The sequence below is a fragment of the Bacteroides sp. An19 genome (assembly GCF_002160215.1).
Lineage (GTDB): Bacteria > Bacteroidota > Bacteroidia > Bacteroidales > Bacteroidaceae > Phocaeicola > Phocaeicola intestinalis.
Genome location: NZ_NFKD01000001.1, coordinates 1 through 17581 on the forward strand (window position 1 = coordinate 1; position 17581 = coordinate 17581).

Annotated in this window: 39 protein-coding genes and 1 tRNA gene; 37 read left to right on the forward strand and 3 right to left on the reverse strand. The window is 45.2% G+C overall.

What is annotated here, in order from left to right; genetic code table 11:
• From B5F25_RS00005 to B5F25_RS00170, 37 genes are all read left to right on the forward strand, one after another.
• The coding region (locus B5F25_RS00005) for a polymer-forming cytoskeletal protein (RefSeq protein ID WP_140406825.1) at window positions 1–575 on the forward strand (575 nt) is incomplete at its 5' end.
• Window positions 572–757 carry a hypothetical protein gene (locus tag B5F25_RS00010; RefSeq protein ID WP_087246770.1) on the forward strand — a complete coding sequence of 62 codons (186 nt, stop codon included), beginning with the start codon at window positions 572–574 and terminating at the stop codon, window positions 755–757. The genes B5F25_RS00005 and B5F25_RS00010, both read left to right, overlap by 4 nt.
• A complete protein-coding gene (locus tag B5F25_RS21395) occupies window positions 754–909 on the forward strand; it encodes a hypothetical protein (protein ID WP_162614331.1) in 156 nt (51 codons plus the stop codon). Before B5F25_RS00010 ends, B5F25_RS21395 begins: the two co-directional genes overlap by 4 nt.
• 5 nt (window positions 910–914) lie before the next feature.
• Window positions 915–1097 (forward strand): hypothetical protein, encoded by a 183-nt coding sequence (locus tag B5F25_RS00015; RefSeq protein ID WP_087246772.1) that lies wholly within the window; start codon window positions 915–917, stop codon window positions 1095–1097.
• A gap of 1 nt (window position 1098) precedes the next feature.
• Complete coding sequence (locus B5F25_RS00020; protein ID WP_087246775.1) at window positions 1099–1767, forward strand: hypothetical protein; 669 nt, start codon at window positions 1099–1101, stop codon at window positions 1765–1767.
• Window positions 1764–2243: a hypothetical protein gene (locus B5F25_RS00025; protein ID WP_087246777.1), complete on the forward strand. Its 480-nt coding sequence runs from the start codon at window positions 1764–1766 to the stop codon at window positions 2241–2243. Before B5F25_RS00020 ends, B5F25_RS00025 begins: the two co-directional genes overlap by 4 nt.
• Window positions 2244–2250: 7 nt before the next feature.
• Complete coding sequence (locus B5F25_RS00030; protein ID WP_087246779.1) at window positions 2251–2682, forward strand: DUF3127 domain-containing protein; 432 nt, start codon at window positions 2251–2253, stop codon at window positions 2680–2682.
• A gap of 2 nt (window positions 2683–2684) precedes the next feature.
• A complete protein-coding gene (locus tag B5F25_RS00035; RefSeq protein ID WP_087246781.1) occupies window positions 2685–3122 on the forward strand; it encodes a recombination protein NinB in 438 nt (145 codons plus the stop codon).
• The gene (locus B5F25_RS00040; protein ID WP_087246783.1) at window positions 3119–3571 is read left to right on the forward strand and encodes a DUF4494 domain-containing protein; all 453 of its coding nucleotides are present in this window, start codon (window positions 3119–3121) and stop codon (window positions 3569–3571) included. Before B5F25_RS00035 ends, B5F25_RS00040 begins: the two co-directional genes overlap by 4 nt.
• Before the next feature lie 79 nt (window positions 3572–3650).
• A tRNA-Asn gene (locus tag B5F25_RS21400) sits at window positions 3651–3734 on the forward strand.
• Window positions 3735–3755: 21 nt separating this feature from the next.
• On the forward strand, window positions 3756–3977 hold the full coding sequence (locus tag B5F25_RS00045) for a hypothetical protein (RefSeq protein WP_087246784.1): 222 nt from the start codon (window positions 3756–3758) through the stop codon (window positions 3975–3977).
• 12 nt (window positions 3978–3989) lie between these two features.
• On the forward strand, window positions 3990–4301 hold the full coding sequence (locus B5F25_RS00050) for a hypothetical protein (protein ID WP_087246786.1): 312 nt from the start codon (window positions 3990–3992) through the stop codon (window positions 4299–4301).
• A gap of 17 nt (window positions 4302–4318) precedes the next feature.
• A complete protein-coding gene (locus B5F25_RS00055) occupies window positions 4319–4684 on the forward strand; it encodes a VRR-NUC domain-containing protein (RefSeq protein ID WP_087246788.1) in 366 nt (121 codons plus the stop codon).
• A 316-nt stretch (window positions 4685–5000) separates the two neighbouring features.
• On the forward strand, window positions 5001–5291 hold the full coding sequence (locus B5F25_RS00060; protein WP_087246790.1) for a hypothetical protein: 291 nt from the start codon (window positions 5001–5003) through the stop codon (window positions 5289–5291).
• A 173-nt stretch (window positions 5292–5464) separates the two neighbouring features.
• The gene (locus B5F25_RS00065; protein WP_087246792.1) at window positions 5465–6553 is read left to right on the forward strand and encodes a hypothetical protein; all 1089 of its coding nucleotides are present in this window, start codon (window positions 5465–5467) and stop codon (window positions 6551–6553) included.
• 5 nt (window positions 6554–6558) lie between these two features.
• The gene (locus B5F25_RS00070) at window positions 6559–7899 is read left to right on the forward strand and encodes a DnaB-like helicase C-terminal domain-containing protein (RefSeq protein WP_087247076.1); all 1341 of its coding nucleotides are present in this window, start codon (window positions 6559–6561) and stop codon (window positions 7897–7899) included.
• Window positions 7899–8084, forward strand: coding sequence for a hypothetical protein (locus B5F25_RS00075; protein WP_087246794.1), 186 nt, complete (start codon window positions 7899–7901; stop codon window positions 8082–8084). Before B5F25_RS00070 ends, B5F25_RS00075 begins: the two co-directional genes overlap by 1 nt.
• On the forward strand, window positions 8081–8713 hold the full coding sequence (locus B5F25_RS00080) for a hypothetical protein (protein WP_087246796.1): 633 nt from the start codon (window positions 8081–8083) through the stop codon (window positions 8711–8713). The genes B5F25_RS00075 and B5F25_RS00080 overlap by 4 nt, the downstream gene beginning before the upstream one ends.
• An 18-nt stretch (window positions 8714–8731) precedes the next feature.
• Entirely contained in the window at window positions 8732–8947 is a 216-nt protein-coding gene (locus B5F25_RS00085) for a hypothetical protein (protein WP_087246798.1), read from the forward strand.
• Window positions 8944–9849, forward strand: a complete 906-nt coding sequence (locus tag B5F25_RS00090; RefSeq protein ID WP_087246800.1) for a phosphoadenosine phosphosulfate reductase family protein — start codon at window positions 8944–8946, stop codon at window positions 9847–9849. The genes B5F25_RS00085 and B5F25_RS00090 overlap by 4 nt, the downstream gene beginning before the upstream one ends.
• A gap of 2 nt (window positions 9850–9851) precedes the next feature.
• Window positions 9852–10052 (forward strand): hypothetical protein, encoded by a 201-nt coding sequence (locus tag B5F25_RS00095; protein ID WP_140406826.1) that lies wholly within the window; start codon window positions 9852–9854, stop codon window positions 10050–10052.
• Complete coding sequence (locus tag B5F25_RS00100) at window positions 10033–10380, forward strand: hypothetical protein (RefSeq protein ID WP_087246804.1); 348 nt, start codon at window positions 10033–10035, stop codon at window positions 10378–10380. The genes B5F25_RS00095 and B5F25_RS00100 overlap by 20 nt, the downstream gene beginning before the upstream one ends.
• 407 nt (window positions 10381–10787) lie before the next feature.
• A complete protein-coding gene (locus B5F25_RS20995; RefSeq protein WP_140406827.1) occupies window positions 10788–10991 on the forward strand; it encodes a hypothetical protein in 204 nt (67 codons plus the stop codon).
• A 2-nt stretch (window positions 10992–10993) separates the two neighbouring features.
• Window positions 10994–11860: a hypothetical protein gene (locus B5F25_RS00110; RefSeq protein WP_087246808.1), complete on the forward strand. Its 867-nt coding sequence runs from the start codon at window positions 10994–10996 to the stop codon at window positions 11858–11860.
• Window positions 11861–11863: 3 nt separating this feature from the next.
• Window positions 11864–12055: a hypothetical protein gene (locus B5F25_RS00115; protein ID WP_087246810.1), complete on the forward strand. Its 192-nt coding sequence runs from the start codon at window positions 11864–11866 to the stop codon at window positions 12053–12055.
• A gap of 2 nt (window positions 12056–12057) precedes the next feature.
• Window positions 12058–12285, forward strand: a complete 228-nt coding sequence (locus B5F25_RS00120; RefSeq protein WP_087246812.1) for a hypothetical protein — start codon at window positions 12058–12060, stop codon at window positions 12283–12285.
• A gap of 25 nt (window positions 12286–12310) precedes the next feature.
• Complete coding sequence (locus B5F25_RS00125) at window positions 12311–12586, forward strand: hypothetical protein (RefSeq protein ID WP_087246815.1); 276 nt, start codon at window positions 12311–12313, stop codon at window positions 12584–12586.
• Window positions 12583–12774: a hypothetical protein gene (locus B5F25_RS00130; protein ID WP_087246817.1), complete on the forward strand. Its 192-nt coding sequence runs from the start codon at window positions 12583–12585 to the stop codon at window positions 12772–12774. The genes B5F25_RS00125 and B5F25_RS00130 overlap by 4 nt, the downstream gene beginning before the upstream one ends.
• A gap of 2 nt (window positions 12775–12776) precedes the next feature.
• A complete protein-coding gene (locus B5F25_RS00135; RefSeq protein ID WP_087246819.1) occupies window positions 12777–13133 on the forward strand; it encodes a hypothetical protein in 357 nt (118 codons plus the stop codon).
• Window positions 13134–13138: 5 nt separating this feature from the next.
• Window positions 13139–13579, forward strand: coding sequence for a hypothetical protein (locus tag B5F25_RS00140; protein WP_087246821.1), 441 nt, complete (start codon window positions 13139–13141; stop codon window positions 13577–13579).
• Between the two features lie 3 nt (window positions 13580–13582).
• Window positions 13583–13813 (forward strand): hypothetical protein, encoded by a 231-nt coding sequence (locus tag B5F25_RS00145; protein ID WP_087246823.1) that lies wholly within the window; start codon window positions 13583–13585, stop codon window positions 13811–13813.
• Window positions 13782–14144 (forward strand): hypothetical protein, encoded by a 363-nt coding sequence (locus tag B5F25_RS00150; protein ID WP_087246825.1) that lies wholly within the window; start codon window positions 13782–13784, stop codon window positions 14142–14144. Before B5F25_RS00145 ends, B5F25_RS00150 begins: the two co-directional genes overlap by 32 nt.
• Window positions 14141–14293 carry a hypothetical protein gene (locus B5F25_RS21405; protein ID WP_162614332.1) on the forward strand — a complete coding sequence of 51 codons (153 nt, stop codon included), beginning with the start codon at window positions 14141–14143 and terminating at the stop codon, window positions 14291–14293. The genes B5F25_RS00150 and B5F25_RS21405 overlap by 4 nt, the downstream gene beginning before the upstream one ends.
• Before the next feature lie 37 nt (window positions 14294–14330).
• A complete protein-coding gene (locus B5F25_RS00155; protein ID WP_087246827.1) occupies window positions 14331–15038 on the forward strand; it encodes a hypothetical protein in 708 nt (235 codons plus the stop codon).
• Between the two features lie 202 nt (window positions 15039–15240).
• Window positions 15241–15780, forward strand: coding sequence for a hypothetical protein (locus B5F25_RS00165; RefSeq protein ID WP_087246831.1), 540 nt, complete (start codon window positions 15241–15243; stop codon window positions 15778–15780).
• Between the two features lie 4 nt (window positions 15781–15784).
• Entirely contained in the window at window positions 15785–15949 is a 165-nt protein-coding gene (locus B5F25_RS21410) for a hypothetical protein (RefSeq protein WP_162614333.1), read from the forward strand.
• Window positions 15950–15953: 4 nt separating this feature from the next.
• Entirely contained in the window at window positions 15954–16349 is a 396-nt protein-coding gene (locus tag B5F25_RS00170; RefSeq protein WP_087246833.1) for a hypothetical protein, read from the forward strand.
• A gap of 5 nt (window positions 16350–16354) precedes the next feature.
• On the opposite strand, the gene B5F25_RS00175 is transcribed toward B5F25_RS00170, so the two are convergent.
• From B5F25_RS00175 to B5F25_RS00185, 3 genes are read right to left on the reverse strand one after another with little or no spacing between them, the layout of a single operon-like run.
• A complete protein-coding gene (locus B5F25_RS00175; protein ID WP_087246835.1) occupies window positions 16355–16771 on the reverse strand; it encodes a hypothetical protein in 417 nt (138 codons plus the stop codon).
• A complete protein-coding gene (locus B5F25_RS00180; RefSeq protein ID WP_087246837.1) occupies window positions 16768–17187 on the reverse strand; it encodes a hypothetical protein in 420 nt (139 codons plus the stop codon). The genes B5F25_RS00175 and B5F25_RS00180 overlap by 4 nt, the downstream gene beginning before the upstream one ends.
• Before the next feature lie 57 nt (window positions 17188–17244).
• On the reverse strand, window positions 17245–17580 hold the full coding sequence (locus B5F25_RS00185; protein WP_241148320.1) for a hypothetical protein: 336 nt from the start codon (window positions 17578–17580) through the stop codon (window positions 17245–17247).
• Window position 17581: the final 1 nt, after the last annotated feature.

The following is a 17581-nucleotide window of genomic DNA, read 5'->3' on the forward strand; positions in this document are numbered from 1 at the left end:
ATGCACGGGTGTCCGGCGATGCACTGGTGTCCGGCAATGCATGGGTGTCCGGCGATGCACAGGTGTCCGGCAATGCACTGGTGTCCGGCGATGCACAGGTGTCCGGCAATGCACTGGTGTCCGGCGATGCACGGGTGTCCGGCGATGCACGGGTGTACGGCAATGCATGGGTGTCCGGCGATGCACAGGTGTCCGGCGATGCACGGGTGTACGGCGATGCACGGGTGTCCGGCAATGCACGGGTGTACGGCGATGCACGGGTGTCCGGCGATGCACTGGTGTACGGCAATGCACTGGTGTCCGGCGATGCACGGGTGTACGGCAATGCATGGGTGTCCGGCGATGCTAAAATTGAAAATAATGACAACCATTGCGGATTCGATTGCTTCGGTTCAGCCAACCGACATACACACGCCTACCTTACTAAATACAATAAGGTGGAAATAACCTGTGGATGTTTCAAAGGTTCAATCGAAGAATTTGAGAAGAAAGTTGAGGAAACCCATTCAGGGACTGTGTATGAGAAACAGTACAAGGCAATTATAAATGTAATTAAAATAAAATTTGGCTTATGAAAACTTACGAAGAACTGAAGGCGATGACCACCGAAGATCTGGTGCGTTACGCAATGGAACTGCAAGACAAGGCAGAATCCCTCAAGAAAGAGAAAGAGCAAGCCGCTGAATGGTGGTCGGAATCTAACAACAAGCTGAACGCGTTGAAAACCGCGATCAGGAACATATCGGAACTGGTATGAGTGACGAGGAATACATCAGGAAAGCAGAATCAGTGCCGTACATGTTCTGGAATAATATATCGGCAATCATCGACAAGGCTCCGGAACACCTCAAAGAGCGTCTGTTCTGGATAATGCGTGAAAAGGAACTTTTGGAACAAATTAAAAGCTGAACGGAATGGAAGAGAAATACATATACCAGATTACAGGATATCAGATTATCTACAATTTAAGCCGTGACAACGTAAAGCTGCAACAACCTTTAATTGTAAAAGATCTGGAAGAATTCCGAAAGGAATTGATTCAAAGGCATGAAGCACAAGGGGTAAATCTAAGTTACGTTGAAATGAAAACTGAATGATATGGAAAATGAAAATCTTAAATTATACAACAAGGTAAGGGATGTCCCTAAAGAAGCGGTAAAGCCTATAAACGCCGGAAGGCTGAAGGGGAAATCCGACATAAACCCCATGTGGAGAATCAAGAAGCTTACCGAAGAATTCGGCGTATGCGGATTCGGATGGAAGTATGATATCATAAAGATGTGGACGGAAGAAGGATACAACGGAGAGAAAGCATGTTTCGTACACATCAACCTGTATGTCAAGATGAACGGTGAATGGAGCGATGGAATACAAGGAGTTGGAGGCTCTTCATTCGTCAGCACCGAGAAGCAGGGGAAATATGTATCGGATGAATGCTACAAAATGGCTCTTACGGATGCCATATCTGTATCGTGCAAGGCTCTTGGATTCGCCGCAGACATATACTACTCCAACGACGTGACCAAGTACACTGACACAGGCGGAAACGATACGCCGCCAGACAAAAGGAAGGTTCTTCCTCCGTCCATGTTCAACGACACAAAAGTAATGGAATGGATTTACGGAAAAGAGAAGGCGGCACGCAAGAACAACAGCAGGTTCTCCGCGTCAAATCTGCTTGAGTCCAATTACCGCGTATGCAAGGAGGACATCGGAACGATAGTAAACAATTACGAACAATACAAGATTAATTATTCATTGTCATGAAAGAAATAGAAATATTCGGTAACATCCCTGTGACAAAGACCGGACAGAAGACATTGGTAGAAAGAATGAAAGATGCGCTTGTCGAAGGAGAAGTAGACCCTATCGAATCCATCGTGAAGGCGAAAAGCCTGTACGAAGTCCTTTCGGTGTTCCTGAAGGACGAGGACGTAAAGGAATGTGTGGAAAAAGAGTGTGACAAATACGGCAAGGGAGAATCACCGGACTACTGTGGTGCGGTGGTGCAGATAAAGGAGGCAGGAGTGAAATGGGACTACAAGAACTGCGAAGACCCGTTATACAACAGCCTTTCCCTTCAGATGGAAGAACTGAAACAGCAGATGAAGCAGCGCGAAACCTATCTGAAAACCATCACGTCAAGTAAGACGGAGATAGACGAAGAGACCGGAGAAATATACACGATACTTCCACCGGTCCGAACCGCGTCCACATCATACAGCGTAACATTTAAGAAATAAACAAAATATGGCAAACACTATTACAGGACGGATTTCCGCAATCGGAAATACCGTCCAATTGCAATCCAAGAACGGAGGGAAAACTTTTTTCAAGCGGGAGTTCTTGCTTGACGCGACGACATACGACCCCTACACGGGCGAACGGAGCCAGTATGAGAACATCGTTCCGCTGGAAGTATCAGGAGAAAAATGCGAAGAACTTGACAAATTCAGCGAAGGAGATGTAATCACGGTGTCATTCGCCCTTCAGGGAAGGGAATGGACAGCGCAGGACGGAACCGTAAAACGCATGGCATCCATAAGATGCTACAAGATAGAACGGAGAAGCCAGCAGGCGCAACAGCAATTACAGGGGAACAACGGGACGCAGAGACAGTCGTTCCCTCCGGAAGTTGACGCATACGGGAACCCACAAGAGAATAACGACCTTCCGTTCTGACCATGCGTTACGACGGGAAGAACGAGCTGCACGCCGCACAGGCGAGGGCGAGGCTGGAGAAGCTGATAAGTGACAGAAAGACATTCGAAATTACCGAAAAGAAACAGCAAAGGTCAATCAGCCAAAATGCCTACCTGCATGTCATCCTTTCCTACTTCGCGTGCCAAACCGGGAACACGATGGAATGGGTGAAGCGTGAATACTACAAGAAGCTGGTCAATCCCTCCCTGTTCATCAGGGAAAAGGAAGATCGGTTTCTCGGAAAAGTTAAATACCTGCGAAGCTCAGCCGACCTTGATACAGGAGAGTTCAGCCTTAGCATCGACAGGTTCAGGAACTGGTCATCCGAGGCTTCCGGAATATACCTTCCAAGTCCGGACGAAATCAGGCTTATATCACTTATGGAAATGGAAATCGAACGTAATAAAGAATTTATATGATGCACAACTGGTTTGAATGCAAAGTCCGTTACGAAAAAGTAATGGAGAATGGAATGAGAAAGATGGTTACGGAACCCTATCTTGTGGATGCGCTCAGCTTTACCGAAGCCGAATCCCGCATAATCGAAGAGATAACGCCGTTCATCAGCGGGGAGTTTACGGTAGCTGACATTAAGAGGGCAAGGTACAACGAGCTGTTCCCTTCCGATGAAGGTTCAGCAGACAAATGGTTCTCATGCAAATTGGAGTTTATCACTTTGGATGAAAGGACGGCAATTGAAAAAAAGACAAAAGCGACCATGCTCGTACAGGCAGCAGACCTTCGAGATGCCATGCGAAAACTGGACAATGCGATGAAATCCACGATGCTGGACTACAACGCCGTATGCATCAAGGAGACGCCCATCATGGACGTGTTCCCCTACAAAGGTGCGCCTGCGGACGCATAGCGGTGCATCGTCCCACATATAGCGGTGCGCAGCCGCTCCAACCGCCATGAAACGGAGGACGCACCGCGGTGGCTTCAGACGGGCAGTGTTTCGTAATGGGAGAATGGCAGTCCCACCCTGATTAAGGTTGAACAAGATGCGGGTTCGATTCCCGCCTGCCCGGCAATAAACTACAGATACAATTATGGAAGCATTTACATTAATCAGGATGAAAGAAGCGCTTGACCGCATAAGAAAAAGCAGCGGATACAAGACCTGCAACAAGGTATGCGCTCTTAGGGAAAGGCACGCAATCCTGTACGACCTTACCGAGGAACAGTTCGGAATCGTGAAGCACATTGCCCTCCGGCGGAACGTACAGGAAGGCAGCTGCCGGATGATAGACCGCAACAGGATTCCGGAATAAACTTAGGGTATTATGAAACTGACATTGACAGCCAGTGAAGCTGCATTGCTATGCAAGCTGGCGCAAGACAGGCTATCGGACATCGTGGGCGAGGTCTTGATTGAGAATGACAAGGCAAACGACAACCAGCAGCGTTTTATCGCGAAGCTATGTAAAAAACTAAAGAGACAGATAAGGTATGATAAGGACAAACGAAGAAGAAAAACGGGCAATCAGGGAAAGGCTGGCGGAAATAAGGGAACGGCTCCTGACGGAATCCATCCTGTTCAATCCGCAAGCGGACGCACTGATACGGGAGAGCAACGCATTGAATATAAGGCTTAAGATGTTGGGAGGGTAACATGAAAAGAGATGAAGACCATATACAGGAAACATGCGTAAGGTGGTACCGCCTTGTCCACCGTGACAAGATGATAACGTCTTTCCCTGCCGGATATGTATTCGGAGGGGATGCCACGAAGCGCGCCATTCTTGGAAAGCGGATGAAGGATATGGGATATATGAAGGGAGTTCCGGACTTGTTCATACCTCACGCCAACAGGTTCTACCACGGCATGTTCATCGAGATGAAGACGCCGAAGGGAAGGCTTTCGCCAGAGCAGAAAGAATCCATCCGGAGGCTGGAGAGTGAAAACTACAAGTGCACGGTATGCCGGTCTCTTGACGAGTTCATGAAGGCGGTGAACGAATACATGGATGCTATATGAAGACGCTGGTTTTCGATGTGATGCTGCATGACAGGTTCAGGCGGTGGAAATAAAATTTCACCGCTTTTTTTATGCGTAAAAGTTTGGCATTTCGGAAATGAGTTGTATCTTTGCGGTGCAAGTACGCCAAACCTGCATCAACATAACTATTGAGATGAGATTTTTTATGCTCATTTTAGACTGCTTTATCGCAAAGATATAAGGCTGTTGTTCTCTCATAGATACTCATTTCAATAGTGTGTATCGGGTTTGGCGACTTAGAGAGGCGACAGCCTTTCCTGTTTTTACTAACTTAATTTCATTTATGCCAAACCCAATGAAATTAGAGACGAACCGAAGCACAGTAAGTTCTTCATCTGCGTACAGCCACGAAACGGCAAACATTGTATCCGTAATCAACGGAAACGTCCTGAACCTATTCTTCACGCTGAAAGAAATCGAAAGGAAGTTCAACGAAGAGTACACGCGCCTTGAAAAGGAAAGCGAGGAAAACGAATGCTACGGCAACATAGCCGACAAGTTCTATGACGGGTATGTCCGCATGGAATCCGCATTCAAGAAGCTGCTCGCCGAAACGACACAGGTAAACATCGGAAAATCATTCTGATTACAACTATTACACACGGCATACACCCTATGCCGTGCGATGCTCTATTGAATATTGCTATGGAAAGAATTAATGCAATCATGGACAATATCAGGGACAGCCCGGTATGTCCGGAAAGCGGAGAAATAAATTTGTATTACATAATCATTAAACAATTGAAAAAATAATCCGACATGGAAAAAGGATATATCAAATTATCCCGAAAATTCTTTGACAACGAGATATGGCAGGCCGCCCGGGCTTTCAGTGAATGCGAAGCGTGGCTGGACTTGATACAGTCCGCACGATTTGAGGCTTCTACGACAACGTCGTGCTTCGGGAGTTGCAAAGTGACTTGGGGAAGAGGACAATATCCGGCATCCGTGAGATTTTTATCAAAGAAGTGGGGGCGTGGAGAACGCTGGGTAAGGGTGTTTTTGACAAAACTGAAGAAAGAAGGAATGATTACAGTTGAAAACAGCCAAGGAGTCAGTATCATAACGCTTGTGAATTACGACAAGTACAATGATTCGCCAAAAGTGCCAAACGACACAGCTAAAGACACAGCAAATGACACACCTAACTATGTAACATTCAATCAGTTGCAAGAGGTTGTGACACAGGTGGTGACACAGGTAATGACACAGCAGTCAAAATTAGGACACAGCTACGACACTAATAAAAAGAAAGAAGAAATAAATTATAAAGAAATCTCTCTATCGAGAGATAAAGAAATCCCCCAATTGGAGAAGGACATCAAGATGCCTTTGGACGAATGCCATGCCTATATCCTGAAAAACTACAGCCAATGGGTAGAGACCGTAACGATGAACATACGGAGTTCAGGATTCCCGGATTTCACGGTGGATTCCTTCAAGGACTATCTGCGTAGATTCTTCGAAAAATTGAAAAACGAAGGGGAGGACGGCAAATCGCCTTCCGATGCGCAGAGCCATTTCTACCGGTGGCTGGTGATACAGCTTGGCAATGCTCCTAAGAACGCATATCTTTCGGAAAACAACAGGCTGCTGGAATGGCTTCCGGATGGCATGTACAAGAGATTCGTCGGTATGGTGCATGACTTTGCGCCCTATTGTTTCGCAAACATGAAGATGCCGTCAGAAGAGGAGGTGGACGGGTTCAAGCACATGTTCGAGAGCACAAAGACAATCAGGGAAGCGCTCATGCAGGTAGAGAACAACACAGAACTACGGCGTAAGAGGGAATACCTCGGGCAGACAATCCGTGACCAGCTTGCAATTACGAAGAAAATCAATACATGAACGATATGGAAGACAAACAGTTACCGCAGGACAAAGAGGCGGAGAAGACCGTGCTTGCGACCATAATGGCTGACAAGAACGCATTGCCGGAGGTAAGGCAGATGCTTGACGTGGAAGCGTTCTATTACGAGACGCACAGGGAAATATACAAGGCACAGCTCGCCATCAGCGAGAGGGGCGATTTCCCCGACCTCATCACAGTGATGAACGAACTGAACAGGAGGAAGTCGGGAGTGACGCCTTACGAGCTTACCGAGATTTCGGGACATGTGACGAATTTCCTTGCGCAGCACGCCGCCGAAGTGTTTGACAAGTACAAGCGCAGGCAGTTCTTCGAGATAGGGTGCTACCTACAGTCAAACTGCTTTTCCGAAGACAACGATGTTGTCGACGTCGCCGAAGAGGCACGCAAGAAGATGGAAGGGATATTCCCCGACGACGGGAGTTCGGTATCCACGATGCGGGACGCGGTGCAAGGGGTGTATGACAATATCAACCGCAACATGGCAGGAGGGGAAGGGCTTACAGGCAGCCCGACAGGGTTCGGTGAGTTGGACAGACGTTCAGGCGGATTGCAGACATCCGACCTGGTAATCATTGCGGCTGACACGTCCATGGGAAAGACATCGCTTGCCATCAAGATGGCAATGAACGCCGGGTGCCCGGTAGCCTTCTACAGCATGGAGATGAAGAAGGAACAGATAGCCGCGAGGATGATTTCAATCGAAACCGGAGTGTCGGCAAACGAGATACTTTATTCCCGTCTTGGGGCAAGCCAGATTACGGCGATTGACAAGGGCGTTTCACAAATATGCGAAAAGCCCGTTTTTTTTGACGACAGGAGCACTTCAAGCATCGAGACGATACTTGCATCCATCCGCATGATGAAAATCAAATACGGGATAAAAGGAGCGGTCGTAGACTACCTGCAAATCCTGAACGTGAACATGAAGGGTGCGAACAAGGAACAGCAGATGGGTGACGTGGCAAGGCGATTGAAAAACATCGCCAAAGACCTTGACATCTGGGTAATCGCCCTTTCGCAGATAAACCGTGACCGTGACAACCCGGCACCGAGCCTTTCACGATTGAGGGATTCTGGGCAGATAGCGGAAGCTGCCGACACGGTTATCCTCATTTACCGTCCGGAAGTGTACGGAAGAAGCTACCCTGACCCGTTCACGAACGCAAGCACGAAGGACACGGCGATGATTGAAGTGGCTAAGGGAAGGAATATCGGTCTGTTGAAATTCATTGTCGGGTTCAACAAGCCGACCACCAACTTCTACGAATTGGGAACCGTACCGCAAGCCGAATTCCAGCAGAAAGAAGAAGACCCGTTCTGATGAAGGCAGCCATCTATTGGGTGACTAACGACTGGTCACTGATACGCAGGATACGCGAGAAATACAGGCTTCCGCAGCAGATGAACATCAACTACATCACATACGCGGAAGTCAGCGAAGAAACACTGGCTCAACTGAAGAAGGGAGAGCCCAAATTCCTGATAATTAGAAAAATCGAAAAATGACACAGATTGAATTCATGAACCGGCTGATAGACAAGCACGCTCCAGCCGTGATAGGATGCACATACAACATCCTGTTCACAAACGACATCGCAATTACAACCGTTATCGAGGCGGTGGAAGCGGTAAGGAAGTCTGACCGTTACAGGCATGAGACAAAAAGAATAACAAACGTGATAGACAGGCTCCGTGGAAAGTACGAGAAGATGCTCTTCGAGGGCATAGGAGACCGCAGCGGATTCTTCGCGGACGCCAACGAGACGTTCCTTGAAGACATCCAGAAACACGTGGACATCCTCTACTACAGCATCAAGGGGGTGTTCGACAAGGCGAGGCTGGAAGATTCCGCCCTGCTTGCACGGTGCGAGCTGGCAAGGACGATGTGCGAGTTCTCCTGCATACAGCTGGACAAGAGGGAGGAGGAGTTAAGGCAGGTCGATTCCCGTTTCAGGCGTTCCAACATCGGTTACTTACGCCTCACGGCTCTCCAAAAGGAGCTTGACAGGCTGATGCGCACAATGGGAATACCCTGCACGGTAAACCTTGACACGGACACCTGCCGTGCGGCGGTCAACGCCCTTTCGGCGAAGCTCTGCGACGCAAGGATAATCGCCAAGGCAATATCGGCATAACCACTAAAAACAGACAGTATGAGCGTAGCAAGAATCAAAGACCAGATGGTGGAAAGGAAGCCGTCGGTGGACGAGAACAGCAAGGGGCTGAACGAGAAGATAAGAAAGTATTACAGGCACGAGGAATCGTTAATGCCGCTCCGCATCAGCCGGAACACGGTCATTCTGGTCAAGCCGGAGAAGTGCAACGAGGAATATGCGGAAAAGTACAGGAAGGAGAAGTTAGGGGTATGAAAGCGCAAGATATTGAATCGAAAATTGATGAAGTTCTGTCAAAAGTAAGACCTTCGCTTGCAAAGAAGATAGAATACTCAATAGACCTTATCCGAAAGTCAGAGAAGATGGCGTTGCGCCTTGACCCTGAAAATGGCTTCTACAATACCTTTTCCGGGGGCAAGGACAGCCAAGTTTTATACCACTTGGTAAAATTGGCAGGCGTGAAGCACAAGACGCACATGAACCTCACCAGCGTTGACCCACCCGAAGTGATACGCTTCGTCAAGCATCATTACCCGGACGTAGAACTGATAAAGCCACGGATGAGCATCTACGATATGGCGAAGAAGAAACACATCCTTCCCACGAGGCGTTTACGCTGGTGCTGTGCCGAATTTAAGGAAACCAGCGGCGCAGGGAAAGTGACGCTCATCGGCGTGCGTAAACAGGAAAGCGCACGGCGCGCCAAACGGGAAGAAATCAGCACAGATATAAAGGGTAATCGCAATGAAGAAACCTTCGACCAATGGAGCGAACACGAAGAACAGATGGTCACCTGCGTAGGTGGCAAGGACAAGATACTCGTGTCGCCAATTATCTATTGGACAGAGCGGGATGTATGGGAGTTCCTCAACGCGAACGGCATACCGCATTGCGAGTTGTACGACCAAGGGTGTACCCGAATCGGTTGCATTTGCTGTCCCATGTCACAGCCACGGCAAAAAACGAAGGAAATCAAACGCTGGCCACACGTCAAGCGAAACTGGCTGAAAACAATCCAATGGCTTATCGATAATGGCTATATAGACCATAATTTCAACGATGCCGAGACCGGATTTCACTGGTGGATAAGCGGCAAGTCATTCGACAAGTTCTACGCTGACGAATTTATGCAAAGTAAAATAGATTTTGACATATGAAAATGGAAACGATAAAAGAAGCCGGTCTCCGGCACAAGGAAGGGATAAGGCATTACCAAGACCGCAAGTCGCACTGCGATGAAGATTTCAAGGCAGGAGGGTGCTGGCTGGCTGAATACCTGATGAGCGTCCCGTTTAATGAGATTTTGGAAGAATTGGTGGAACTTAAAGAAGATATTGATTATGACAAGAGAACAGATTGAAAATGCAGCGAAAGAACACCAATCTAAACTGCCATATTGTGACGACAGAAAGGTAAGAGGTGAATTTGTAGGCAACTATTATGGATTTATTGCCGGCGCACAGTGGCGCATCAACTCCGTGTGGCACGAAGCAGAAACCGAACTACCAGAATCAGGATGTGATACGTTAGTCTTATTCAGAGGAGGGGGATGCGAAATAACCGATTCTGGTACTCGATTTGATTTATGGAGAGCGGTTTCGCAGTGGGCATATCTTGACGATTTGCTTCCCGAAAGAAAGGAGGTGAGAAATGATACAGAAAGTAGAATCATACCAAGCTCATTGTGATATTTGTGGTATAAAAAGTGAGTTATATGAGAACCCAACAAAACTGGCATTAATGTTACGAAGAAAAGAATGGGCAATAAAAGGTAACTCTTGTATATGCCCAAATTGCGCGAAAAGAATGAATACGAACAATTAAATTCAAAGAAAATGATACGCGAAGTTAAGATGTACGAAGCAGTGTGCGACAGTTGCGGAAAGAGTTCTCGCACGAAGTATAAGACAAGAGACAAGGTAGAAAACATAATTTCAATATGTAAGGGTTGTGGATATTATGTTCAACCATATGGATTAAGCTATCCAACATGCAGATTAGCTAAACGTCCTATATTAGCAGGGGATGAATATAGAGGATTTTATGGGAAGGATGACCCAGCTAAATGTAATAATGGAACTAAAATATACTGATTATGGAACGGGGAATAGGAGAAACATTCTATTATAACAACACTCTTTTGCAGGTTGAAGAAAGAAAATTCTGTGAAGGTTGTTATTTTAAGAGTATCAAAAGACAAGGCTCTTGTATTTGTCAACCTCATATTAAAGTCACTGGTCATTGTGAATATCTCTTGAGAAGTGACAGAAAAAGTGTATCATTTATTAAAATCAAATAATTATGGAACGCAAGATAGGAGAAATATTTGAGGTTAACGGTAAATGGTATCAGTGCGTAGAAGCTAATGAAAATGATAATTGCAATGCTTGCGATTTACAGGGACTTTGTATAAGAATGCAAGGCAAACAGCACGTAGGTAATTGCATGAATTGGAGAACTGATAATAAACGTACTGTTTACAAGAAACTTGAAAAAGTCGGAGAGCCTTATGAGTACTTTGTTCAACATAAAGGAATTGTAATGCTTCAACCTTATAAGCTATTCGCTACTCCATTTATAAATGGAGTAATTTGCAATGTAAATTATGACACTAATACTATTGATTTAGAAATTAAACAAAACAAAGAAGATATGGAAGAAAATTATAAAGCAGAAGATACTCTGCTTACAAGATTAGTAGGCAAGTATGTGAATAATCTAATTGATTATGAAACATTTGAAGAAGCTGTAAAAGAATTATATTCTTATAAAAAGGATAGTAAACTGACTCTAAAAGAATTTAACCTTGAAGCAGCTAAACAAGGCAAGCCAGTCTGCACAAGGGACGGAAGAAAGGCAAGGATTATTTGCTTTGATAGGAAATTCTATCATGATTGGTATAATTATCCTATTGTTGCGATGGTTAATAATAATGATAATGAACTTGTTCATGCCTATACGCAAGACGGGTTGCTTGTAGGAAATAAGGAAGGCGAATTAGACCTTATGATGCTCCCCGAAAAGAAAGAGGGATGGGTGAATGTGTATTATGATAATGATGCTTCTTCACATAGAGGTTGTAGATTTATATATGATACTAAAGAACGAGCCGTAAAAGAAGCTGGTAGTGCTTATATAACAACGGTTAAGATAAACTGGGAGGAATAAACTATGTGGATAGCTCGTGACAAAAATGGTGAGTTGTGGCTTCACAAGGAAAAGACTATAAAGACTTACGACCAATGGAGTTCTATGGGTGACGTAGAATTGGTTTCCCTTGTAGATAAAAGTATCTTTTCAGAAGTCAAATGGGAAGATGAAGAACCGCGAGAACTTGTTTTGAAACCGATAAATGAAGAATAAATATGAAGAAGATAAAAGAACTAAATGTAAGTGTGACTTATGAGGTTACATTATGCGATATAGAAGTTCCTGATGAGGTATATGAGGCATTGGAGAATATCGATGAGATTAGCACTCAAGATTGTTTCAGTTCAGAAAGTAAAGAAACAACTGCTTTGGATTGGCTTTCGACGCACGTAAGAGAGAAAGACGGTTTGGAGTGGAATTATTCGATTAATAATTTGGAATGAGTAAACTGATAAACGAAGAATAGATATGTCAGCGAAAGATTATAAAATATGTCCGGCATTGTTCTATGCCTATATAGCTAAAGTGAGCAAGCGCAATCCGAACATGATGTTGGAAGATAGACGTGTGATTGATGAGGAAGAGATATTCGCATTGATAGAATGGTATCTTCACAATTATTGTGTGACGAACAGAACGGATTCTGTTACAATATCTGCCAAAGAGGGTGAGTTATTTACTATAACAGCAAAAGGTAAATTGCTTGAAAAGATAAAAGAAGAATTAAATAAAGGTCAGCTATGATAACTTTTGACGAGTTTGCGGACGCATACGCAGCGGCAGTCCCTAAGATACTTGCAAAGATGAAGTATCTTGAACGTATCGGGCGTGACCCGTTCGACCAAAACAAGCCGTTGCCTAAGTGGTGGCACAAGGTGAACAACTTGAAAGAAAGAAGAAAGCAAAACAGAAGCAACAAAATACCTTTTTGATTATGATAGTAGAACAATTTGTTTCGTTCGAAACTGCCCGAATGCTGAAAGAGGCAGGGTTTGACGTGCCGTGCTTTAACCAATACACAGAGCGTGGCACAATATGGCATTGTGATTGCCCGGAAAATTTCAACAAAAGTCAGTGTGTAACTTCGTGCCCAACGCAGGATTTGGCGGCGAGGTGGCTACGCGAGGTATATAACATTGATGTTATGGTAGATGTATATAATAGGGATTATTATGTCTGCAATGTTTATAAAAACAAACATCTAATGATTATCAGAAACATAGTCACATCAAGTTTTGAAAAAGCTCTTGAGGACGGCTTACGTGAAGCGATTAAACTCATTAAAAAGTAAGGATTATGGCAAAACAAACATTATCAATCGAGCAGATGAAGCACCTGCAAGAGTTGGGGCTGGAAATGAAAGAAACTATGCTGTATTGGGCAAGATGTGTGGATAACAATCCTCGTGCTGCAACCCACTATGGGAAATGGGTTCTGATAAAAGGGAATAATGCTCAAACCGTAGGTCTTATGCACTGGGAGTTTATTCCCGCCTACACCTTGCAGGACGTGCTGGATGCGCTGCCAATAGAAATAAAATATAGATATAAAAGATGTTGGCTTTGCATTGAACTTGCAGATGAAATGATTGGCTATTACTATGAGAATGCCCGTTTTGAGCATAGATGGGTTTACTATGAAGCGGTAATGATAGATGAAAGTCTTATTGATGCTGCCTACTCCTTGTTGTGTTGGGCTATCGATAACAAATTTGTAGAAACGAACAAAAACGAATGAGGTATGAGATATTACTATTATTATTACACCCACAAATTAGGATTCGGCTGGGGATTATGCAAATCAGAATCCAAAACATTCCCGCTGGCGAATAGTACCAAGTACGTAAGGGAAAATACAGAACCGTCTGCAACCATTTCCTTTTGGACGGAAATACCCTATGAAGAATGTGAAGAGATGAGTAAAATTATGGATGAATACAATGATGAACGAAATACTGAAGAAAAGGATTGAGGAAGCGGCGGATAAACATTCATTCAAGTATTTGTCACAAGACAGAATTGAAGAACTTGAATTAGGATGTCATTATGAAGCAGGATTTATGGAAGGCGCACAATACGCACTATCCCACCAATGGATAAGCGTCGAAGGTACATTGCCTAAAGAAGAATTTGATGTATTTATGAACGTGTATGTAGAAGTGGATACAGGACATGGAATTGAGCATTGCGTGTTACTTGCAACATACTATTCGGGTAAATTCTCATGCGAGTCAAATCATGTAAAGGTTATAGAATGGATGCCCATTCCTAAGTTTGAAACGAAAAAAACGAATAACCCATGAAGAAGATAGACAAGATTTATTCCCGTCATGAAAGGGGCGGGAAATACTACCTCATCGCCCGCATCAAGCTGGACGGTGAGTTTACCATTGAGGAAATCGAAGTGAGCGAACAGAAATACAGGACAGCCAAGGAGGGTGATTTGATATGAACAATGATTTGAAAACATTGACAGAAAGGGGATTGAAATGAAGAAACAGTACAAAATTCAGTTGCCAAAAGGCAAGAAAGTCACGTTGACAAACGTGGACTTTAAAAGCGGAGTAATGACCGTAAATGTTGAGCTTGAAAAAGACGATTCCAATATATGGAATAAAATGATTCAGGAATACGGAGAAGCTATCTGTGGAAAGAAAGAGCAGAAGTACGAGCCGAAAGACGGGGACTTTATATATTTAAAGTGGAAAGGCGTAAAAACATTTCTTCCATATGAGGAAGGAGAAAAAGAAGCAATAGGCATATTTAAGGAGACAGGACACGATATGTTATATTGTTATGTAACATATTTCGTTGGAGATGATTTTAAAAATAATCCTACGTTAATGATACCATCTGATTATATTGGAAATAAAATATCCAATGGCTATACATCAATGTTTGACGAAATCCGTCCTGCCACCGAAGAAGAAAAGAAGTTGCTGATTGAAAAATTAGCCGAGGTAGGCAAGCGGTGGAATGAAGAAAAGAAATGTTTGGAGAATGTAAGGTGGAGAGCTAAAAAGGGGAAGTTGTATCGTTGGGTGTCAGCTGACGGATATGTTAAAGAATCAACAGATGAGCATGGAGAATGTGATAATTGCTATTATAAATCAGGCAACTACTTTAAAACAGAAGAAGCCGCAGAAAAAGTAGCCGAGCAGATACGGAATATTTTTAAGAACTCAAAAGCGGAATAGAATATATGCAACTGATGAACATTGAGGAATGTGTAAGCATCATGATTTTCGCAGATTGCGAACCTCACGGAATCATTTGCAACACCTCTTTTCGTGGGCACGGGGCATCGGAGCAATCCGGTGCTCTTTCTTTTTCCCCGACACCCACCGTGCCGGGCTTTTTGTTTTCTGAAACCAATAACAAACTAATCACATACGAACTATGAACCTGAACGAACTAAGAGACGAAGCCTACTCCATCGCCAAGGCGAACGGATGGCACGAAGAAGAGCACAGTGACGAACACTGGCTAATGTTAATCATTACCGAGATAGCCGAAGCCGTACAGACAGACCGTAAGAACCTTCACGCCGACGTGGAAGCCTTCAAGAAGTACGAAGAAATCATAGACTTCAAGGAAAACTTCGAGCGGCAAATAAAGAATACGGTGGAAGATGAACTTAGCGACGTGGTTATACGATGTTTGGATTTAGCCGGACTACGGAGATTTGACCTTGAAGAAGTGGAATCCCTTATGGAAATGGCTGAAAGCATAAAGGAAGGAAAGGGCTTCATTGATTTATGCTATGCCCTCTCCGGAATATCCACCTGCGATGATTCCACCGAAGAAAAGGTAATTGCAATCATTGCGGTTGTGCTCAAATACTGTGAATTGACAGCCATTGACATTGATTTCTTCATCCGCACCAAAATGAACTATAACCGCCTGCGTGGCTACCACCACGGAGGCAAAAGATATTAAGGATATGACATACGAGGAAGTAAAGAAACAGATTACCGACCTGCTGGCGCAATATTCAGAAGAACTCAAATGCGACCTGCATTGCGAAGTAGACATAAAGAAATGCACCGAGTTCTTCTCTGAAAAGCCCTATAAGGGGATAAAATTTGAGATTACACTAAAAAGCTGAATATATGGAACTGCATTTAGACCCCATCATACCGGTGACACGTGTGGTCAACGGGCACAACGTGTTCAACAAGGGATACCGCCACGGACTTCGCGGAAAGACCTACGAAGAATACTACGGCGAGGAACGCGCCAAGGAGATAAGGAAAAGACACAGCGAGGCATTGAAAGGGCATCCGTACTGGTCAAACCGGAGGGCTGCCGCTAAGCCCTGCGTGGTGATTCACCAAGGGAGGCTGCTGGGAAGGTTCGATTCCGTCATAGACGCGTCAAGGTCTCTTGGCATCAATTACGCCACCGCAAGGCGGTATCTGAAAGGCAGAATTAGGCAGCCCAAGAACGGCTGGCAGTGGTTCTACGAGAATGAATCCTACAAATGGTGCGACTTAATCAGCAAATGAGCCCATCATCCCAAACCCATTCTGCAATGTTCGCAGATAAAGTTCTTTGCCACGATGAACATCTTCTGCGCAATTCCACCTTCAAGATATGCGGCTTCCTCGCTGTACGGGTCTATTCCGTACGCCTGTTCGATATGCCTTGCAAGATGCTTCTTCTCGTGCTCCCACGAGTTGAGGAACTCGGCAGGCGTGGAAGTAAGCGAAATCACCATCACCGTCTCGCCGAGCTTGAAGTTGGAGTAGGTGATTCCCGTATTGAGGTCACCTTTCACAAGGCTTGAATATGCACGGTCGAGCTGGATTCCACTGCATCCGATACGGCGCATGTCGGATGCTATGCGGTATGCCCAGTAGGTAGATACCGCATAGTATATCCTGACATGCCAGTCATATTCAGGTATGTAGATGTCTTGTGTTATCATACCATCCGTTCCCAAGGTATTACAGTACCCTTCCCTATGCATGTTGCATAGAACTCGTCAAACGCACGGCACGGGTCACCGTCAATGTCGTCCATATACAGCTTCATGTGAAGACACAGCTTCGATTCGTCAGGAAGCGACTTCTTGAAAAAGTCCGCCTTGAGCATGTTGGCGACGTATGCCGCATCATACCCCTGCGCGTTCTTTATCTCGATTTCGTTCTTCTTGAGCATTTCCTCCACTTCATCGATAGACCATGGTTCCAGCTTCTTCTCCTTGCCGGTTGCGTCGTCTTTCACGTACATCCTGCTTACCGCCCACTTGCACAGTTTGGCGTTGAAGTGCGGACCGTACTGCGACACATACCTGTACAGGTCTTCCGGAAGCCTTTCATACATATCAAGTCTCTGATTCATATCCAAATGATTTAATGAAGGGCACAAGGTCTCCCGTGTGCCCGGATGAAAACAACCTTAGTACCATTGCCCGTTTTCGCGCCTGCGCCGGCGTTCCCCCATGTCATCGGGGTAATCTCCGCGCATGCCCATCGGGTCGTAATGTTCCCTCATCCCCATTGCGGGATATCCCGGGTAATACGGAGGGAGCATGCGCCTTTCACCGTACCCGTCCGGCATACGGTCGCGATGCCCGTATCCTCCTGACGCTTCCTTCATGGCTTCAGCGAACCCTCTGCGGTATCCTTCCTGATAAGCCGCTCCGGCATCCCCTGTTCTTTCTCCGTACCCGTCACGAGCGTACTCAGGCTCGTCACAGATCTCGTGTATCATTTTCAAGTTTCCCCAGCTCATA

What these genes read in the sequence shown, in the direction of transcription:
- B5F25_RS00125 (WP_087246815.1), top strand. Translation starts at nt 12,311, where the DNA reads ATGTCAGCGAAAGATTATAAAATATGTCCGGCATTGTTCTATGCCTAT.
- B5F25_RS00070 (WP_087247076.1), top strand. Translation starts at nt 6,559, where the DNA reads ATGGAAGACAAACAGTTACCGCAGGACAAAGAGGCGGAGAAGACCGTG.
- B5F25_RS00030 (WP_087246779.1), top strand. Translation starts at nt 2,251, where the DNA reads ATGGCAAACACTATTACAGGACGGATTTCCGCAATCGGAAATACCGTC.
- B5F25_RS00060 (WP_087246790.1), top strand. Translation starts at nt 5,001, where the DNA reads ATGAAATTAGAGACGAACCGAAGCACAGTAAGTTCTTCATCTGCGTAC.
- B5F25_RS00115 (WP_087246810.1), top strand. Translation starts at nt 11,864, where the DNA reads ATGTGGATAGCTCGTGACAAAAATGGTGAGTTGTGGCTTCACAAGGAA.
- B5F25_RS00155 (WP_087246827.1), top strand. Translation starts at nt 14,331, where the DNA reads ATGAAGAAACAGTACAAAATTCAGTTGCCAAAAGGCAAGAAAGTCACG.
- B5F25_RS21410 (WP_162614333.1), top strand. Translation starts at nt 15,785, where the DNA reads ATGACATACGAGGAAGTAAAGAAACAGATTACCGACCTGCTGGCGCAA.
- B5F25_RS00135 (WP_087246819.1), top strand. Translation starts at nt 12,777, where the DNA reads ATGATAGTAGAACAATTTGTTTCGTTCGAAACTGCCCGAATGCTGAAA.
- B5F25_RS00090 (WP_087246800.1), top strand. Translation starts at nt 8,944, where the DNA reads ATGAAAGCGCAAGATATTGAATCGAAAATTGATGAAGTTCTGTCAAAA.
- B5F25_RS00185 (WP_241148320.1), bottom strand. Translation starts at nt 17,580, where the DNA reads ATGAGCTGGGGAAACTTGAAAATGATACACGAGATCTGTGACGAGCCT.
- B5F25_RS00140 (WP_087246821.1), top strand. Translation starts at nt 13,139, where the DNA reads ATGGCAAAACAAACATTATCAATCGAGCAGATGAAGCACCTGCAAGAG.
- B5F25_RS00075 (WP_087246794.1), top strand. Translation starts at nt 7,899, where the DNA reads ATGAAGGCAGCCATCTATTGGGTGACTAACGACTGGTCACTGATACGC.
- B5F25_RS00095 (WP_140406826.1), top strand. Translation starts at nt 9,852, where the DNA reads ATGGAAACGATAAAAGAAGCCGGTCTCCGGCACAAGGAAGGGATAAGG.
- B5F25_RS00050 (WP_087246786.1), top strand. Translation starts at nt 3,990, where the DNA reads ATGAAACTGACATTGACAGCCAGTGAAGCTGCATTGCTATGCAAGCTG.
- B5F25_RS00120 (WP_087246812.1), top strand. Translation starts at nt 12,058, where the DNA reads ATGAAGAAGATAAAAGAACTAAATGTAAGTGTGACTTATGAGGTTACA.
- B5F25_RS00110 (WP_087246808.1), top strand. Translation starts at nt 10,994, where the DNA reads ATGGAACGCAAGATAGGAGAAATATTTGAGGTTAACGGTAAATGGTAT.
- B5F25_RS00020 (WP_087246775.1), top strand. Translation starts at nt 1,099, where the DNA reads ATGGAAAATGAAAATCTTAAATTATACAACAAGGTAAGGGATGTCCCT.
- B5F25_RS00130 (WP_087246817.1), top strand. Translation starts at nt 12,583, where the DNA reads ATGATAACTTTTGACGAGTTTGCGGACGCATACGCAGCGGCAGTCCCT.
- B5F25_RS00010 (WP_087246770.1), top strand. Translation starts at nt 572, where the DNA reads ATGAAAACTTACGAAGAACTGAAGGCGATGACCACCGAAGATCTGGTG.
- B5F25_RS00040 (WP_087246783.1), top strand. Translation starts at nt 3,119, where the DNA reads ATGATGCACAACTGGTTTGAATGCAAAGTCCGTTACGAAAAAGTAATG.
- B5F25_RS21405 (WP_162614332.1), top strand. Translation starts at nt 14,141, where the DNA reads ATGAAGAAGATAGACAAGATTTATTCCCGTCATGAAAGGGGCGGGAAA.
- B5F25_RS00100 (WP_087246804.1), top strand. Translation starts at nt 10,033, where the DNA reads ATGACAAGAGAACAGATTGAAAATGCAGCGAAAGAACACCAATCTAAA.
- B5F25_RS00170 (WP_087246833.1), top strand. Translation starts at nt 15,954, where the DNA reads ATGGAACTGCATTTAGACCCCATCATACCGGTGACACGTGTGGTCAAC.
- B5F25_RS00175 (WP_087246835.1), bottom strand. Translation starts at nt 16,771, where the DNA reads ATGATAACACAAGACATCTACATACCTGAATATGACTGGCATGTCAGG.
- B5F25_RS00035 (WP_087246781.1), top strand. Translation starts at nt 2,685, where the DNA reads ATGCGTTACGACGGGAAGAACGAGCTGCACGCCGCACAGGCGAGGGCG.
- B5F25_RS00180 (WP_087246837.1), bottom strand. Translation starts at nt 17,187, where the DNA reads ATGAATCAGAGACTTGATATGTATGAAAGGCTTCCGGAAGACCTGTAC.
- B5F25_RS00045 (WP_087246784.1), top strand. Translation starts at nt 3,756, where the DNA reads ATGGAAGCATTTACATTAATCAGGATGAAAGAAGCGCTTGACCGCATA.
- B5F25_RS00145 (WP_087246823.1), top strand. Translation starts at nt 13,583, where the DNA reads ATGAGATATTACTATTATTATTACACCCACAAATTAGGATTCGGCTGG.
- B5F25_RS00165 (WP_087246831.1), top strand. Translation starts at nt 15,241, where the DNA reads ATGAACCTGAACGAACTAAGAGACGAAGCCTACTCCATCGCCAAGGCG.
- B5F25_RS00085 (WP_087246798.1), top strand. Translation starts at nt 8,732, where the DNA reads ATGAGCGTAGCAAGAATCAAAGACCAGATGGTGGAAAGGAAGCCGTCG.
- B5F25_RS00015 (WP_087246772.1), top strand. Translation starts at nt 915, where the DNA reads ATGGAAGAGAAATACATATACCAGATTACAGGATATCAGATTATCTAC.
- B5F25_RS00025 (WP_087246777.1), top strand. Translation starts at nt 1,764, where the DNA reads ATGAAAGAAATAGAAATATTCGGTAACATCCCTGTGACAAAGACCGGA.
- B5F25_RS00055 (WP_087246788.1), top strand. Translation starts at nt 4,319, where the DNA reads ATGAAAAGAGATGAAGACCATATACAGGAAACATGCGTAAGGTGGTAC.
- B5F25_RS00150 (WP_087246825.1), top strand. Translation starts at nt 13,782, where the DNA reads ATGATGAACGAAATACTGAAGAAAAGGATTGAGGAAGCGGCGGATAAA.
- B5F25_RS20995 (WP_140406827.1), top strand. Translation starts at nt 10,788, where the DNA reads ATGGAACGGGGAATAGGAGAAACATTCTATTATAACAACACTCTTTTG.
- B5F25_RS21395 (WP_162614331.1), top strand. Translation starts at nt 754, where the DNA reads ATGAGTGACGAGGAATACATCAGGAAAGCAGAATCAGTGCCGTACATG.
- B5F25_RS00080 (WP_087246796.1), top strand. Translation starts at nt 8,081, where the DNA reads ATGACACAGATTGAATTCATGAACCGGCTGATAGACAAGCACGCTCCA.
- B5F25_RS00065 (WP_087246792.1), top strand. Translation starts at nt 5,465, where the DNA reads ATGGAAAAAGGATATATCAAATTATCCCGAAAATTCTTTGACAACGAG.